The following is a 16,235-nucleotide window of genomic DNA, read 5'->3' as shown; positions in this document are numbered from 1 at the left end:
ATGGCTGACAAGGTGCGCAAGGACGCGGTCGAGGCGCTGCAAGGGCTGCTCTTCGACGGCATGACCATCATGGCGGGCGGCTTCGGGCTGTGCGGCATCCCCGAAAACCTGATCGCGGCGATCCGCGCCTCGGGCGTGAAGGACCTGACCGTGATCTCCAACAACTGCGGGGTCGACGACTTCGGCCTGGGGATCCTGCTGGCCGGCGGCCAGATCAGGAAGATGATCTCGTCCTACGTGGGCGAGAACAAGCTGTTCGCCGAGCTCTACCTGTCCGGCAAGCTGGAGCTGGAGTTCAATCCGCAGGGCACGCTGGCCGAGCGCATCCGCGCCGGCGGCGCGGGCATCCCGGCCTTCTTCACCAGGACCGGCGTCGGCACCCTGGTGGCCGAGGGCAAGGAGGTCCGCGAGTTCGACGGCGAGCTCTACGTGATGGAGCGCGGGCTGACGGCGGACCTCGCCATCGTGAAGGCCTACGAGGGCGACCGCGAGGGCAACCTGACCTACCGGATGACCGCCCGGAACTTCAACCCGATGATGGCGACCGCCGGCAAGGTCTGCGTCGCCGAGGTCGAACGCCTGGTCGAGACCGGCAGGCTCGATCCGGACAACATCCACACGCCGGGCATCTTCGTCGATCGCCTGCTCGAGGGCGCGTTCGAGAAGCGCATCGAGCAGCGCACCGTCCGCAAGCTGGAAGGAGCCGCTTAGATGGCCTGGACCCGCGACGAGATCGCCGCGCGCGCCGCGCTGGAGCTGCGCGACGGCTTCTACGTGAACCTGGGCATCGGCATCCCGACCCTGGTGGCCAACCACATCCCCGCCGGCATGCACGTGACGCTGCAGAGCGAGAACGGGATGCTGGGCATGGGCCCGTTCCCCACCGAGACCGAGGTCGACGCCGACCTGATCAACGCCGGCAAGCAGACGATCACCGCGCTGCCGTCATCGTCCTACTTCAGCTCGGCCGACAGCTTCGCGATGATCCGCGGCGGCCACATCGACCTCTCCATCCTGGGCGCCATGCAGGTGGCCGCCAACGGCGACCTCGCCAACTGGATGGTCCCGGGCAAGATGGTGAAGGGCATGGGCGGCGCCATGGACCTGGTGGCCGGCGTCAAGCGCGTGGTCGTGGTCATGGAGCACACCGAGAAGACCGGCGCGCCCAAGCTGCTCAAGGCCTGCACCCTGCCCCTGACCGGCCAGGGCGTGGTCGACCTGGTCGTCACCGACCTGGCCGTCTTCGACGTCGGCCGGGGCCGGAAGCCCCTGACGCTGCTCCAGCTCGCCCCCGGCGTCACGCTGGACGAGGTGAAGGCCAAGACCGAGGCCCCGTTCGAGACGTCCCTCGCTTGATGGGCGGGGAAGGCCTTGAAGCCGCCGCAGGGTTCCTCACGTATTGCCCGTGAAGGCGCTTGCCGCCCGGGCGAGGCATGAGGAATCCTGTCACCCATGAAGATCCAGGCTTTTGCCGTCACCCTCGCCGCCGCGGCGTTCGTCGCCGGCGCCGCGCCCGCCGCTTCGGGCCTGAAGACCGCGGTCTTCGCCGGCGGCTGCTTCTGGTCGATGGAGAAGGGGTTCGAGACGACGCCGGGCGTCGTCTCCGCCGTCTCGGGCTACTCCGGCGGGTCCTCGACGAGCCCGACCTATGAGAACCACGCCGGCCACCTGGAGGCGGTGAAGGTCACCTACGATCCCGCGAAGATCAGCTACGCCCAACTGGTCGACAGCTACTACCACCACATCGACCCGACCGACCCCTACGGCCAGATCTGCGACAAGGGCCCATCCTACAAGCTGGCGGTGTTCACCGCGAACGCCGAGGAGCGCGCGGTCGCCGAGGCCGCCAAAGCGAAGTACGGCAAGGAACTGGGCGCCCCGATCACGGTGGCCACCCGCAACGCCGCGCCGTTCTACAACGCCGAGGGCTATCACCAGGACTACTACAAGAAGAACCCGGCGGCCTACGAGCGCTACCGCATCGGCTGCGGCCGGCCCCAGGCGCTGCGGGCGGTGTGGGGCGGCAAGGAAGCCCACTAGGGCCAATCCACGGCCGGGCGCCCGCACTCGATCCTGGGCGCCAGCCGTGCGCCGCAGGCGCGCTATTTTCAACCACGAAGCGCACGAAGACCACGAAGAGTCGAGAGGCGCACCGCGCTCAGCCCATCCTGGCTCCTTCGTGGTCTTTGTGCGCTTCGTGGTTGAATCGAAACGGCGCTGCCGCGCCATCGAAAGTCAAGGCTCTGCGGGCTCCGGCCCCTCGGGGCCGCGCGGCTTCGGCGCGAAGCCTTCGCCCACGAACATCTCGATCTTGCGCCGGTGCTTCCGGTCCAGCCGGACGCTGCCGATCTCCAGGCCGGCGGCGCGGGCGAAGTCGGCCTCCATCTCGTCGCGGCGCCAGCCCTCGTAGCTGACCATCAGCACCCGCCGGCCGATCCGCGGCGTCAGCGGCGCGGCGGTCTCGGCCTGGTTGCGCGGCGCGCCCATCAGGAGCCAGGCGGTCAGAGGCGGCGCGCCCGTCGCGAACCGGTCGCGGCCGTAATAGGCGGTCGCATAGAACAGGAAGCGGTTGTTGACGGCGATGGCGGTCAGCCCCGGCTCGCGCGCCGCGCGGTCGAGGATCAGGTCGGCGGTCTGGCTCCAGCCGCGGGCGCGCTTCAGGCCGTTGGCCAGGCCCACGCGGTCGGCCAGCGGCGGCGAGATCACCGCCGCGAGGAAGAAGGCGGCGACCGCCCCCTGCATGACCACCGCCGCCGTCAGCCAGCGCCGGGCCCGCCAGCGCACCAGCCACGCGGCCGCCAGGATCGAACCGGCCAGGTAGCCCGCCCCCGACCAGTTGGCGTTGGCGCGGCTGATGAACGCCTGGGCCGTGACGATCAGCAGCGGCGGCAGGGCGAAGCAGAGCAGCGTCAGGTCGGCCTCGGACAGCTTGCGCCGGCGCGCCGCCAGGGCGACCCCCGCCAGCAGCGCGCCCAGCGGGATCGGCCCGAACACGCCGAACTGCGAGCCCGCGAAGGCGCCCAGCGCCGCCAGGTTGAACAACTGCACCCCGCTCCAGGCGGCGTTCGAGGCGGTGTGCTGGAAGGTGGCGAAGTGGTGCGATGCGTTCCACGCGAGGTTGGGCGCGAGCACCGCGCCGAGCGCGACCGCGGCCGCCAGCGCCGCCGCCGGCGTCCAGGCCGCCCGCGCCCGCCTCGACACCGCCAGATGGATGATGAGCCCGACCAGGGCGTAGACCGCCGCGTACTTCGACAGGAACGCCAGCCCCAGCGCCGCGCCCATGGCGGCCGCCAGCCCCGGCCTGCGCCGCCCTTCGGCCTCGAGCAGCTCGACGTAGGCCAGGATCGTCAGGCCCAGGAACATCAGGAGCGGCGCGTCGGTGGCCGCCACCAGGGCCGAGAGCTGCACCCCCGGCATCAGGGCGTAGAGCGCCGTCGCGGCGAGCCCCGTGGGCGCCCCGTAGAGCCGACGCCCGATCAGGAAGACCGTGAGCGCGGCGCCGGCCTGGAACAGCGTGGCCGATAGCCGCACCCAGGCCTCGGCGTCGCCGCCGATCGCCGTCGTCGCCCAGATGGCCCAGGCGATCACGGGCGGCTTCGAATAGTAGCCGAAGTCGAGCGTGCGCGACCAAAGCCAGTACTGGGCTTCGTCGGGATAGAGCTCCAGCGGCGTCGAGAAGAGCGCGAGCATGCGCGCGACCGTCAGCGCCAGGACGAGCAGCATCGCCGATCGCGTCTCGCTGCCCGCGTCGCGGCCGGTCGGGAACGGTGTCATTTCACCTTTTCTCCAGGGGCGGGGACCCTAGAGTCTGACGCCCAATTGGGCAAAGACTGATGCGTTTGAGCCGCACTGCGACACTCTCTTGGGATGTGTCACAAAACCATCACCCATAGCCGGGTTTTTGGCGCTATAGGGCCGCCAAGACTCAGGGGTTTCCGGAGGGGCGCCCGTCGGTTGGGTCTGTGGGAAGGGGTCTACTGAATGCACATGAAACTGAGCCGCGCGCTCTGCGCGACGACGGCGCTGGCCACGGGCCTGCTGATTTCGGGCGCGGCGTTCGCGCAGTCCAGCGGTACGGCGATCGTCGAAGAGCTGGTCGTCACCGGCTCCAACGGTCCGAGGAACATCGGTGGTTCGATCGTCGCGATCGAGGAGCCGAAGTCGCGGGTGGGGATCTCGGAAGAGTTCATCAGCCGCCAGATGCCCGGCCAGACGGTGCTCGACACCATCAACCTGCTGCCCGGCGTCAACTTCACCAACAACGACCCCTTCGGCTCGGCCGGCGGCGACGTGGTCATCCGCGGCATCGACAGCCAGCGCATCGCACTGCTGCAGGACGGCGTTCCGCTGAACGACAGCGGCAACTACGCCATCTACCCGAACCAGCAGCTCGATTCCGACCTGATCGAGCGCGTCACGGTCAACCTGGGCACCACCGACGTGGACAGCCCCACCGCGGCGGCCGCCGGCGGCACCATCAACTACATCACCAAGCGCGCCCGTGACGAGTTCGGCGTCCGCGCCGAAGTCGGCGCCGGCGACGACAACTACCAGCGCTACTACGCCACCATCGAAAGCGGCGCGATCGGGCCCTTCGGCACGAAGATGTGGATTTCGGGCCTCTACACCAAGAACGACCTGTTCCGTCCCCACAACTCGCCGATCAAGCCGGGGGGCAAGATCGAGAAGAAGCAGTTCAACGCCCGGATCGACCAGGAATTCGGCGACTTCGGCGAAGCCAGCCTGATCTTCAACTACAACGAAAACCGCAACAACTTCATCAACCGCATCAACCTGGCGACCTTCCAGCGCCAGGGCGTGACGGCGGCCGGCGCTCCCGATACGACGCTGGTCTCGCCCACGACCTGCCTGCGTCCGACGGCGGCGGCCGGCTCGGCCCAGGTCGACAACTCGGGCGCCTTCACCTGCCCGACCAGCTACTACGACTTCAACATCAACCCGTCGAACACGGGCAACATCCGCGGCCTGTCGCGCTGGAACCTGACCGACACCGTCACGCTGACGGTCGACCCGTCGTTCCAGTACGTGCTGGCCAACGGCGGCGGCGTGCAGGTCTTCCCGGAAAACGACCCGCAGCTCCGCGGCAACTCCACGGCGGCCGGCGTCGACCTGAACGGCGACGGCGACATCCTGGACCGCGTCTACCTGTACCGCCCGAACACGACGAACACCCGCCGCTACGGCGTCACCTCGTCGCTGATCTGGAAGTTCGCCGACAACCAGAGCGTCCGAGTCGCCTACACCTTCGACCGCGCCAAGCACCGCCAGACCGGCGACGCCGGCTTCGTCGACCAGGACGGCACGCCGTCCAATGTGTTCGGTGGCAAGGATGGTTACGGCGACCAGGTCACCCTGCCCGACGGCACCAACCTGCGCCGGCGTGACCGCTATTCGATCGCGATGCTGAACCAGGTCGCCGCCGAGTACCGGGGCCGGTTCCTGGAGGACAAGCTGCTGGTCAACATCGGCGTCCGCGCCCCGTTCTTCAAGCGCGACCTGAACAACTACTGCTACCAGCAGAACACCTTCAACGCGTACTGCACCACCCAGACGCCGACGCCGGTGGCGGGCACCGACGACGGCACGGGCCGCCCGCTGGTCACCTTCCCGGCCGCGACGCTGAACTCCAACGCGACGCTGCGCTATGGCAACCCGCGCTCGTTCAAGCGCAAGTACGACGCCATCCTGCCGAACCTCGGCGCCAGCTACGACATCACCGACAACTGGTCGGTGTACGCCAGCTACGCCAAGACCCTCTCGGCGCCGCGTACGGACGACCTCTACGACCAGATCCTGGTCGATCCGGGCCCGGAGAAGACCGACGCCTACGACCTCGGCCTGCGCTACCAGAGCTCGCTCGTGATCTTCCAGGCGGCGGTCTGGCAGACGGACTTCCACAACCGCATCGAACGCGTGCTGGACGAACCGTCGGGCGTCGCCTTCTCGCAGAACGTGGGCGACGTCCGCCTCCGCGGCTTCGACGCCCAGTTCGGCGTGAAGCCCACCGACTACCTGAGCGCGACGTTCGCCTACGCCTACGTCGACTCGGAGATCAGGCAGGACATCCGCAACGCCACCGCGGGCATCCTCGCGACCAAGGGCAAGGAGCTGTACGAGACGCCGAAGAACCAGGGCAGCGCCCGCGTCCAGTACGATCCGGCGGAATGGCTGAGCCTCGGCGCCCAGGTGAAGTGGGTCGGCGACCGCTGGACGAACCTGGTCAACACCGAGAAGTTCCGCGGCTACGAGCTGGTGGACTTCGACGTGCGGTTCAACATCAGCAAGCTCGGGATGTTCGAAGACACCATCAAGAACACCTACCTCCAGGTGAACCTGCGGAACGCCTTCGACAAGCGCTACCTGGGCGACATCTCGACGAACCTGACCGGTACGGCCCTCGGCCAGCCGGGCTATCGTCGGACGCTGATCGCCACCCTGCACGCCGAGTTCTAGGCGCGGGGCGACAGGGCCTGAGTTGCGGAAGGGCGGCCCTCGCGGGCCGCCCTTTTCGTTGCGTGCTTGACGCAGGGGTCCGTCGGGGCCATCTGCGCACGCCTCTGGAAGGGACACCTGCCGATGAGCTTCGTCGTTCCGCCCGAGTGGGCTCCGCACAAGGCCATGTGGCTGGGTTTCCCCAGCCACGCCGAGCTGTGGCAGGACGATCTCGAAGCCGCGCAGGAAGAGGTGGCGGCGCTGGCCCGCGCCCTGGCCGGCCCCGGCGGCGAGCGCGTGCGGGTGATGACCGGCCACCCCGGCGGCGAGCACGCCGCGCGCAAGCTGCTGGGCGGGGTGGACGGCATCGACCTGATGCAGGGCCGCTTCGGCGACATCTGGCTGCGCGACACCGGCCCGATCTTCGCCGGCGGCCAGGCGCTGGCGTTCCGCTTCAACGGCTGGGGCGGCAAGTACGAGCTGGAGCACGACGACACGGTCGCCCACCAGATCGCGGAGATGACCGGCGCGCCGCTGGTCGCCCACGACTTCGTCCTGGAGGGCGGCGCGGTCGACCACGACGGCCGCGGCACGGTGCTGACCACCGGCCAGTGCCTGCTGAACCCCAACCGCAACCCCGGCTGGACGACCGCCGACGCCGAGGAGGCGCTGGCCCGGAGCCTGGGCGCGCGCAAGGTGCTGTGGCTGGGCGAGGGCCTGCGCAACGACCACACGGACGGCCACGTCGACAACCTGGCCCGCTTCGTCGCGCCCGCGACCGTGGCCGTCCCCGTCGCCTGGGGCCGCGGCGACCCGAACGCGGAGGCCTATGACGACGCCGCCAGGCGCCTCTCCGGCATGACCGACGCCGACGGGACCCCGCTGAAGGTGGTCCGCATCCCGTCGCCCGGCTGGATCGACGGGGAGGCTGGCCCCATCCCGGCCAGCCACATGAACTTCCTGATCGCCAACAAGGCCGTCATCGTGCCGATCTACGAGAAGCAACCGGGCGACTTCGCGGTCGGCGTGCTCAGGGAGATCTTCCCCGGCCGCGAGGTGATCGGCCTGCCGTCCATCGCCATCCTCACCGGTGGCGGGTCCTTCCACTGCATCACCCAGCAGGAGCCGGCCTGATGCCCCGCACGATCAAGGTCGCCGCCATCCAGACCGCCTACGGCGAGGACATGGCCGCCAACATCGCGAAGACCGAGGGCTTCGTCCGCGCCGCGGCGGCCGAGGGCGCGCAGGTGATCCTGCCCAGCGAGCTGTTCCAGGGCCCCTATTTCTGCGTCGCCCAGGAGGAGCGCTGGTTCGCCACGGCCTGGCCGTGGCGCGAGCACCCGGCCGTCACCGCGCTCGCCCCGCTGGCCGGCGAGCTCGGCGTCGTGATCCCGATCTCGATCTTCGAGCGCGAGGGCCCGCACTACTTCAACAGCCTGGTGATGGCCGACGCCGACGGCTCGCTGATGGGCGTCTACCGCAAGAGCCACATCCCCGACGGCCCCGGCTACATGGAGAAGTACTACTTCCGGCCCGGCGACACCGGCTTCAAGGTCTGGGACACGCGCTTCGGCCGCATCGGCGTCGGCATCTGCTGGGACCAGTGGTACCCGGAGTGCGCGCGGGCCATGGCGCTGATGGGCGCGGAGGTGCTGTTCTATCCCACCGCCATCGGCTCCGAGCCGCACGACGCCTCCCTCGACACCGCCGCGCCGTGGCGGCGCGCGATGCAGGGCCACGCGGTCTCGAACGTGATCCCGGTGGTGGGCGCCAACCGCACCGGCTTCGAGCCCTGGGACGGCTACCCGAACGGCGGCCAGCAGTTCTACGGCTCCAGCTTCATCGCCGACCACCGGGGCGACCTGGTGGCCGCGCTGGGCCGCGAGGACGAGGGCGTGCTGTCCGCCGAGTTCGACCTCGATTTCCTTGCGACCCACCGCGCCGCCTGGGGCTTCTTCCGCGACCGCCGCACCGATCTCTACGGCGCGCTGACCGGCCCCAGGCCCGCATGATCGAGACGGACCGCCTGATCCTGCGGCCGTTCCGCGACCGGGACCGCGACGCGATGGCCGAGGTCAACTGCGACCCGCGCGTGGGCGAGTGGCTGGGCGGCCCGTTCGGCCGCGAGCAGTCGGACGCCTTCGTGGACCGCGTGATGGCCCAGGTCGCCGCCGACGGCTTCGGCTTCTACGCCGCCGAGGCCCGGGCCGACGGCAGGTTGGTCGGCATGATCGGCATCCGCCGCAACCTGACCGGCCCGGCCCCCGTCGCCATCGAACTGGGCTGGCGCCTCGCCGTCGCCGCGCAGGGGACGGGCCTGGCGACCGAGGGCGCCCGGGCCTGCCTCGACTGGGGCTTCGCCAACCTCGACACGGACGAGATCCTCGCCTGGACCGCCTCGACCAACGTCCGCTCCCAGGCCGTCATGCGCCGCATCGGCATGGCCCCCGACCCCAGCCGCGACTTCACCCACACCGGCCTGCCCGACGGCCACCCGCTCCGCCCGCACGTGGTGTTCGCGGCGAGGCGGCCGTAGCCACCGCCTCTCCCCCCGCGAAGCGGAGAGGGAGAGGGCAGGGAGAGGGCGGCGCAGGCCGCCGGGGCCGCTCCGGGCGGTTCAGCGAGAGTCGTCGGGCGACCGCCGGCCAGGATCGAACCTCAGAGCCGCCCTCTCCCTGCCCTCTCCCTCTCTTCGCGCCGGTGGCGCTCGGGGGAGAGGAGGCTACCCCTCGCACCCCGCGGGCTGAGCCTTCGTCCGCGCGATCTCGCGCTTGGCCTTCCTGAGGTCGGACTGGAACGCCGCATCGGCATGCAGGCGGGCCATCATCGCCGCGCCGAGGGTTCGGCCGGCCTCCACGTCGGACGGGAAATGCACGCCGCAGACCACGCGGCTGTCGCCGCCGGCCTTGCCGGTCTCCAGCAGCGCCGTCGCGCGGTCGGGCTTCAGCTCGGTCAGCAGCAGCGCCCACGACCAGGCCGTCATCGCGTGGCCCGACGGATAGGACGCGTTGGTCTTCATCCAGTCCTCGCGCGGCACGCAGAGCGGCGCGTCGTTGCCGATCAGCGGGCGCTTGCGGTCGTAGGCGGCCTTGGCGGGGCTCCCCACCGTGCGCACGTCCAGCTCGACCCGATGCAGCATCCGCGAGGTCACCGGCGTGGTCCTCTCCGAGAGCTCCACGCCCATGGCGCAGGAGAACCGCTTCACCGCGCCGCCGCCCCAGAGGTCGTTGTCCTGCTGCGCCGTCTTCCAGCGGGCCGTGCCCTCCAGCGCGCGGGTCTCCTCGAACACCGTGCGGTCGGCCCGGCCGTGCGGGGAGTCCGCCGCCGGCGGCGGCCCCAGGATCTCCACGCCGTTCAGCACGCCGTCCTTCAGGTAGCCCACGAGCCGGGTCGGGACCGGCCCCATCGAGGCGTCCTTGCCGTCGCCCTGCAGCGCGTCGGCGGTGGTGGCGCCGGCGGAGAGCAGCGCGAGGGTGGCGGCGAGGGCGAGGGGGCGGATCACGTCGGCGTCTCCCGGACACGGGGCCACGGATTGAAAGGGCTGAACGCCGCAGGCGCAAGCGCCCGCCTGCATTTGCCGCTAGAGGCCGGATCGGCTAGAGGAGGCGACCTTGCGTGCGAGGGGACCGCCCGTACCGCCGCGATTCCGAACTTCTTTTCCGAAGGTTTCCCATGACCACCACCACCCCGCAGGCGCCCGGCCAGCTCTCCGGCAACGTGCTGTTCTACTCGAAGCCCGAGCCGCTCGCGAAGGAGCTGCACTCCAAGCTCGGCGTGAAGCGCATGGACGGCCCGTTCGGCTTCGCCAAGGCCGGCCACGCCATCCCGCTGACCGTGGGCGAGTTCCCGCTGGCCGCCGTCACCGGCCCGATTATCTTCGTCGGCGAAGAGAAGCTGCCGATCGCGGTCATGGGCCTGAACGCGGGCGAGAACATGTTCGTGAAGGACGACGGCACGTTCGAGAGCGGCATCTACATCCCGGCCTACGTGCGCCGCTATCCGTTCGTCTTCGCCAACGACGACCAGAACAAGCAGATGGTGCTGTGCATCGACCGCGCCGCCGAGTTCATCACCGACAAGGGCTACGACATGGCCTTCTTCGAGGCCAATGGCGAGCCGACCGAGTACACGAAGAACTGCATCGACTTCTGCAACAACTTCGAGGTCGAGCGGCAGCGCACGATGAGCTTCGTGCAGCTCCTGAAGGACCTCGACCTGTTCGAGACCAAAGAGGCCACCTTCACGCCGGCGAACCCCGACGGCACCCAGGGCGAGACCCAGAAGATCGCCGAGTACTTCGGCGTCTCCGAGGAGAAGCTGAACAAGGTTCCGGCCGACAAGTTCATCGAGCTGCGCGACAACGGCGCGCTCGGCCAGATCTACGCCCACATCCACAGCCTCGTCGGCTGGGACCGCCTGATCGCGCTGGCCATGACCAAGGCCGCCCAGGAAGCCCCGGCGAACATGAACTAAGGCGCCAGTCCCTCCCTTGATGGGGAGGGCAATCGCATATGGCCTGTGGGCGGCTCGTCCGCCCGATTCTTGAACCGCAGAGATCGCGGAGACACGCAGAGAGGGTCGTGGATCCACGGGAATCCTCCGCGTATCTCCGCGATCTCTGCGGTTCGACTGACGGCCTTTCGGCCGCCCGCATCCATATGCGATCGCCCTGCCTTGATGGGGAGGGAATCATCGCGTGAACACGCTCCGGGTCAGGCACGAGAAAACCAGCCGGCCCGCCTCGTCGAGCAGGTCGTGCTGGGCGATGACGATGCCCTTGTCGTCGCCCACGGGGTCCTTGGCCATCACCGTCATCCGGCCCCGCAGCAGCTCGCCGGCGGGCGGGTTGCGCATCCAGCGCAGCGCGTCGACGCCCAGGCGCTTGGTCTGCGGCCAGTCGGTCGCCGCCACGGCGTCCAGCTTCGCCCAGAGCGCGTAGACCATCGCGTCGGGCGCGCCGCGGTCCGGCGCCCAGCCCGGCGTGAAGGCGGCCACGAACACCTTCAGCGCCTCGGCGTCGACGCCGCACGCCCCCAGGCCGACCACCTGGCCGATCTCGATGTCGTCGAACGAAGCGGGCAATGGCGTCTCCTGAGACCAGCGGGATTCGCCGATCATGGCGGGCGGGGCCGCGCTGTCGAGCCGCTTTGCGTGGCGGACATCCGCGCGCCATATAGCGCCGGTAGTCCCGGCAAGGTCGGATCCTGAGGTGTCGATGCGGTTCCTGTTGGGCCTTCTCTCTGCCCTGCTCCTCGCGAACGCTGCGGCGGCCGCGCCCGTCGACACCGGCCACCTCCAGGCCGAGCTGGTCCCGGCCGCCCAGGGCGTCGCGCCCGGCCAGAGCGTCACCATCGCGCTCCGCCAGCAGATCCGGAAGGGCTGGCACACCTATTGGCGCAACGCCGGCGACTCGGGCGAGGCGACCCGCGCCGACTGGACGCTGCCCGCCGGCTGGACCATCTCCGACTTCACCTGGCCCACGCCGCACCGCCTGCCGATCGGCCCGCTGGTGAACTACGGCTACGAGGGCGAGGTCCTGCTGCCGCTCACGGTCACCGCGCCGGCCGACGCCACGCCCGGCCAGGCCGTGACGCTGACCGCCAAGGCCCAGTTCCTCGTCTGCGCCGAGGTCTGCATCCCCGAGGACGCGACGCTCACCCTCGCGCTCCCGGTCACCGCCGCGCCCGCGCCGCTCGACCCGCAGTGGGGCGCGAAGATCCGGAAGGTGCTGGCCGACGCGCCGAAGCCCGCGGGCCTGACGGGCGCGTTCGAGACGCAGGGCCAGGCCGTGAAGCTCGCGATCACCGGCGCCGTCCTCAAGGGCGCGGACCTCGCCGGCGCCTACTTCTTCCCGTTCTCCGGCACGGTGATCGACCACGCCCAGCCGCAGGCGATCGAGCGCGGCCCCGAGGGCCTGACCCTGACGCTGACCCCCGGCTACGAGTTCCAGACCGGCGGCCCGAAGGCGATCGGCGGCGTCCTGGCCCTCGACGGCAAGGCCTACGAGGTCACCGCCGCGCCCGGCCCGCTGCCCGCCGCCGCCGCGGGCCTCGGCCCGCCGCCGGCCAGGGTCGCCGTCCCGGCGGCCGCCGCGAACCTGGGCCTGCTGGGCGCCGCGGCCTTCGCGCTCGTGGGCGGGCTGATCCTCAACCTGATGCCCTGCGTCTTCCCGGTGCTGGCCATGAAGGCCGCCTCCCTGGCCGGCCACGGCGGCGAACACGCCGAGGCGCGGCGCCAGGGCCTGGCGTTCGGCGCGGGCGTGCTGGTCACCTTCCTGGCGCTCGCCGGCCTGCTGATCGCGTTGCGGGCGGGCGGCTCGGCCGTGGGCTGGGGCTTCCAGTTGCAGGACCCGCCGGTCGTGGCCGCGCTCGCGCTCCTGATGCTGGCCGTCGCGCTGAACCTCTCCGGCGTCTTCGAGATCGGGACCTCGCTGCAGGGCGTGGGCTCGGGCCTGGCGTCGAAGGGCGGACTGGCCGGTTCGTTCTTCACCGGCGTGCTGGCGGTGGTCGTGGCCGCCCCCTGCACGGCGCCCTTCATGGGCGCGGCCCTGGGCTGGGCGCTGGGCCAGCCGCCGGCCGCCGCGCTCACGGTGTTCCTCGCCCTGGGGATCGGCTTCGCGGCGCCGTTCGTCGCCGTCGCCTTCGTCCCGGCGCTGGTCAACGCGCTGCCGAAGCCCGGCCCCTGGATGGACGTCTTCAAGAAGGTGCTGGCCTTCCCCATGTACGGCGCCGCCGCCTGGCTCGTCTGGGTGCTGACCGTGCAGGCCGGCGCCGACGCCGTGCCGCGCATCCTGGCCGCCGCGATCGTCCTGGCGCTGGCGCTCTGGATCGCTGGCGCCGCCCAGCGCCAGCACGTCCAGGGCAAGGGCCATGTGGGTCTCGCGATCGCCGCGACCGTCCTGATCGCCGCCGCGGTCGTGGGCGGCGCCGTCTGGCCGGCCTATGCGCTCGCCCCCGCCGCCGGCTCCGGCGCCGCCGAGCTCAGCGAAGAGGCCTACAGCCCGGAGAAACTCGCCGCGCTCCAGGCCGAGGGCCGCCCGGTCCTGGTGAACTACACCGCCGCCTGGTGCGTGAGCTGCCAGGTGAACGACCGCGTCGCGCTCTCCACCAACGCCGTCTCCGAGGCGCTGAAGCGCAACAACGCCGTCTACCTCAAGGCCGACTGGACCAGGCGCGACGCCGCCATCGCCGCCGAGCTGGCGCGTTTCGGCCGCGCCGGGGTGCCGCTCTACCTCGTGTATGGCGCGAAGGGGGGTGAACCCGCTATCCTGCCGTCGCTCCTGACCGAGGGCCTCGTCGTCAAGGCGCTGGACACCGCCGGCAGGAGCTAGAGATCAAACCCCCCACGACGGAGCCGAAAGATGTTCGACCGCCGCGTTCTGATCCTCGCCGCCACGGCCGCCCTGGCCGCCCCCCTGGCCACCCCCGCCTTCGCCGCGACTGCGCCCGTGCTGGGCCAGGCGGCGCCCGCCTTCACCGCCGTCGACGCCAGCGGCAAGGCCCGCTCGCTCGCCGAGTTCAGGGGCCGGACCGTCGTCCTCGAGTGGACCAACAACGGCTGCCCCTACGTCCAGAAGCACTACAACTCGGGCAACATGCAGGGCCTGCAGAAGGAGGCGACCGCCGACGGCGTCGTCTGGCTGACGGTCATCAGTTCGGCCCCCGGCTTCCAGGGCTACCTCGACGGCGCGGGCGCCAAGGCCTGGAAGGCCAAGGCCGGCGCCCATTCGACCGACGTGCTGCTGGACCCGAAGGGCGTGGTCGGCCGCGCCTACGACGCCAAGACCACGCCGCACATGTACGTCATCGATAAGGCCGGCAAGCTCGTCTACATGGGCGGCATCGACGACAAGGCCTCGGCCGATCCGTCCAGCCTGAAGGGCGCGACGAACTACGTCACCGCCGCGCTGGCCGACGTGAAGGCCGGCCGCGCCGTCGCCCAGGCCGCCACCCGGCCCTACGGCTGCAGCGTGAAGTACGGCTCGGCCGACTGACCTCCCCTCTCCCGGGCGCGCGGGCGAAGACGGGAGAGGACCCATGCGAAAGGGCGGCCGGATCGCTCCAGCCGCCCTTCCGTCAGTCTCGTCCGAAGCGCCTAGAGCTCTTCGTTGATCAGGGCGACCTGGTAGAAGCCGTTGCCCTGCAGCGTGTTCATGACGCTCATGAAGTCGCCGTAGCGCACGTCGCGGTCGGCGCGGATGTACACGCGCTGCTCGGTCGGCGGGATGGTCGGGTCGTCCTTCTGGAGCTGCGTCGTCAGGTCGCCGGTCAGGCGTTCCAGCGAGGTCGGGGCCTCGCCGATGAAGACGGCGCCGCCACGCTGCACGTTGATCAGCGTGGGCTCCTTCACCTTGGTGCCGGGCGGCGGCGGGATCGCCGGCGGCAGGTCGAGCTTGATCGACACCGTCGCGGCCGGGATCGACACCATGAAGATGATGAGGAGCACGAGCATGACGTCCACGAAGGGCGTCACGTTCATGTCGGAGTTCTGGCCGAGGTCGAACTTGCTGCCGCCCCCTCCGCCAACCTTAGCGCCCATACGTCCTGGTTCCTTACCCAATTGCGGGCGCGTATCCCGCGCCTTCGTGGCGACCATTGGCAAGCCGCCAAGCCCTTGTAAAGCGTGAATCCGGCGGACGGCGTTCTCGCGATGCGCTTGCCCGCGGGGTGGCCGACGCCCTACAGGGGCGGCCATGACGCTGAGCTTCGACGCCTATGTGACGGCCGCCTTCTTCGACCGCGCCGGCCGCGCCGCCTTCGCCCTGGGCGACGGGACCGTCCGCTTCGAGGGCGGGGAGGCCGTGGAGGCCCATCCGGACGGCGTCGTGCTGTCGGCCTGCCTGCCGCCGAAGGGCGAGGGGATCATGACGGGCGGCGACGACGGCCGCGTCGTCCTCTCGACGCCGGCGGGCGCGAGCGAGCTCGCCAAGGTCCCCGGCCGCTGGATCGACGCGCTCGCCGCCTCGGACGAATCGGAGCTGTTCGCCTTCTCCGCCGGCCGCGACCTGCACGTGCGCGACCCGGCCGACGCCGCGTTCGCCCGCGTGTTCACGCACGACAAGTCGGTGGCCGAGGTCGCCTTCGACCCCAAGGGCCGGCGGATCGCGGTGGCGACCTATGGCGGCGTCGCCCTCTGGTACGCCCGCATCGCCGACCAGAAGCCGGTGTTCCTCAAGTGGGCCGGCAGCCACATCGGCGTCTGCTGGAGCCCCGACGGCAAGTTCCTGATGAGCGCGATGCAGGAGAACCAGCTCCACGGCTGGCGCGTGGCCGACGAGAAGAACATGCGGATGGGCGGCTATCCCTCGAAGGTGCGCAGCCTGGCGTTCCTGTCGAAGGGCAAGCTGATGGCGACGTCGGGCGCCAACGGCGCGGTCTGCTGGCCGTTCCTGGGCCCGGCCGGGCCGATGGGCCAGCAGGCGATCGAGATCGGCTACGACGACTCGGCGCTGGCGACCCGCGTCGCCACCGCCGCCGACCGGCCCTGGCTCGCCGCCGGCCTCGACGACGGCCGGGTCTGGGCCGCCGAGGTGTCGGGCGAGCGCATGGTCCCGCTGAAGGCCGAGAAGGGCGCCGCGATCACCGCCCTCGCCCTCTCGCCCGACGCCAAACGCGTCGCCTGGGGCGACGAGGACGGCGCCGCAGGCATCGCGGAGATCGAGTGAGGCCGCGAAGCGGCGCCTATCCCGAGAATTGGAAAACCACGGATTTCACGGATTGCGCCGGAAGGCGCCGGCGCAAATTCCGCGTTCTTCCGCGTATTCCGTGGTTCCAGAATGACTG

General features: G+C 70.6%; 15 protein-coding genes. 11 read left to right on the top strand and 4 right to left on the bottom strand.

The genetic code is table 11. The features are described from left to right. The 3 genes from KF737_RS10360 (at position 1) to msrA (ending at position 2,040) form a co-directional block, all read left to right on the top strand. On the top strand, positions 1 to 711 hold the full coding sequence (locus KF737_RS10360) for a CoA transferase subunit A (RefSeq protein WP_296454091.1): 711 nt from the start codon (positions 1 to 3) through the stop codon (positions 709 to 711). Continuing rightward, positions 712 to 1,356: a 3-oxoacid CoA-transferase subunit B gene (locus tag KF737_RS10355; RefSeq protein WP_296454089.1), complete on the top strand. Its 645-nt coding sequence runs from the start codon at positions 712 to 714 to the stop codon at positions 1,354 to 1,356. It abuts the gene before it with no gap. 96 nt (positions 1,357 to 1,452) lie between these two features. Then, positions 1,453 to 2,040: a peptide-methionine (S)-S-oxide reductase MsrA gene (gene msrA / locus KF737_RS10350; protein WP_296454087.1), complete on the top strand. Its 588-nt coding sequence runs from the start codon at positions 1,453 to 1,455 to the stop codon at positions 2,038 to 2,040. 195 nt (positions 2,041 to 2,235) lie between these two features. On the opposite strand, the gene KF737_RS10345 is transcribed toward msrA, so the two are convergent. After that, entirely contained in the window at positions 2,236 to 3,774 is a 1,539-nt protein-coding gene (locus KF737_RS10345) for a glycosyltransferase family 39 protein (RefSeq protein ID WP_296454085.1), read from the bottom strand. A 207-nt stretch (positions 3,775 to 3,981) separates the two neighbouring features. Here KF737_RS10345 and KF737_RS10340 point away from each other — a divergent pair, with 207 nt between their 5' ends. From KF737_RS10340 to KF737_RS10325, 4 genes are all read left to right on the top strand, one after another. After that, on the top strand, positions 3,982 to 6,474 hold the full coding sequence (locus tag KF737_RS10340) for a TonB-dependent receptor (protein ID WP_296454083.1): 2,493 nt from the start codon (positions 3,982 to 3,984) through the stop codon (positions 6,472 to 6,474). 123 nt (positions 6,475 to 6,597) lie between these two features. After that, positions 6,598 to 7,587 (top strand): agmatine deiminase family protein, encoded by a 990-nt coding sequence (locus KF737_RS10335; RefSeq protein ID WP_296454082.1) that lies wholly within the window; start codon positions 6,598 to 6,600, stop codon positions 7,585 to 7,587. Beyond that, the gene (gene aguB / locus KF737_RS10330; RefSeq protein ID WP_296454080.1) at positions 7,587 to 8,465 is read left to right on the top strand and encodes an N-carbamoylputrescine amidase; all 879 of its coding nucleotides are present in this window, start codon (positions 7,587 to 7,589) and stop codon (positions 8,463 to 8,465) included. The genes KF737_RS10335 and aguB overlap by 1 nt, the downstream gene beginning before the upstream one ends. After that, positions 8,462 to 8,989, top strand: coding sequence for a GNAT family N-acetyltransferase (locus KF737_RS10325; protein ID WP_296454078.1), 528 nt, complete (start codon positions 8,462 to 8,464; stop codon positions 8,987 to 8,989). Before aguB ends, KF737_RS10325 begins: the two co-directional genes overlap by 4 nt. Positions 8,990 to 9,175: 186 nt before the next feature. Here the strand turns inward: KF737_RS10325 and KF737_RS10320 are convergent, their stop codons facing one another. Beyond that, positions 9,176 to 9,955 carry a phosphatase PAP2 family protein gene (locus KF737_RS10320; RefSeq protein ID WP_296454076.1) on the bottom strand — a complete coding sequence of 260 codons (780 nt, stop codon included), beginning with the start codon at positions 9,953 to 9,955 and terminating at the stop codon, positions 9,176 to 9,178. A gap of 170 nt (positions 9,956 to 10,125) precedes the next feature. On the opposite strand from KF737_RS10320, the gene KF737_RS10315 reads away from it, so the two are divergent. After that, the gene (locus KF737_RS10315; RefSeq protein WP_296454075.1) at positions 10,126 to 10,926 is read left to right on the top strand and encodes a SapC family protein; all 801 of its coding nucleotides are present in this window, start codon (positions 10,126 to 10,128) and stop codon (positions 10,924 to 10,926) included. 216 nt (positions 10,927 to 11,142) lie between these two features. Here the strand turns inward: KF737_RS10315 and KF737_RS10310 are convergent, their stop codons facing one another. Then, complete coding sequence (locus KF737_RS10310) at positions 11,143 to 11,535, bottom strand: acyl dehydratase (RefSeq protein WP_296454073.1); 393 nt, start codon at positions 11,533 to 11,535, stop codon at positions 11,143 to 11,145. A 133-nt stretch (positions 11,536 to 11,668) separates the two neighbouring features. On the opposite strand from KF737_RS10310, the gene KF737_RS10305 reads away from it, so the two are divergent. Further along, entirely contained in the window at positions 11,669 to 13,783 is a 2,115-nt protein-coding gene (locus tag KF737_RS10305; protein ID WP_296454072.1) for a protein-disulfide reductase DsbD, read from the top strand. 30 nt (positions 13,784 to 13,813) lie between these two features. Continuing rightward, on the top strand, positions 13,814 to 14,446 hold the full coding sequence (locus KF737_RS10300; protein ID WP_296454070.1) for a redoxin domain-containing protein: 633 nt from the start codon (positions 13,814 to 13,816) through the stop codon (positions 14,444 to 14,446). A gap of 101 nt (positions 14,447 to 14,547) precedes the next feature. On the opposite strand, the gene KF737_RS10295 is transcribed toward KF737_RS10300, so the two are convergent. Further along, entirely contained in the window at positions 14,548 to 14,991 is a 444-nt protein-coding gene (locus KF737_RS10295) for a biopolymer transporter ExbD (protein WP_296454068.1), read from the bottom strand. A gap of 154 nt (positions 14,992 to 15,145) precedes the next feature. Here KF737_RS10295 and KF737_RS10290 point away from each other — a divergent pair, with 154 nt between their 5' ends. Continuing rightward, positions 15,146 to 16,117 carry a WD40 repeat domain-containing protein gene (locus tag KF737_RS10290; protein ID WP_296454066.1) on the top strand — a complete coding sequence of 324 codons (972 nt, stop codon included), beginning with the start codon at positions 15,146 to 15,148 and terminating at the stop codon, positions 16,115 to 16,117. Positions 16,118 to 16,235: the final 118 nt, after the last annotated feature.

Source organism: Phenylobacterium sp. (assembly GCF_019636135.1).
Taxonomy (GTDB): domain Bacteria; phylum Pseudomonadota; class Alphaproteobacteria; order Caulobacterales; family Caulobacteraceae; genus Phenylobacterium.
This window is presented reverse-complemented; position numbering and strand designations above follow the sequence as displayed.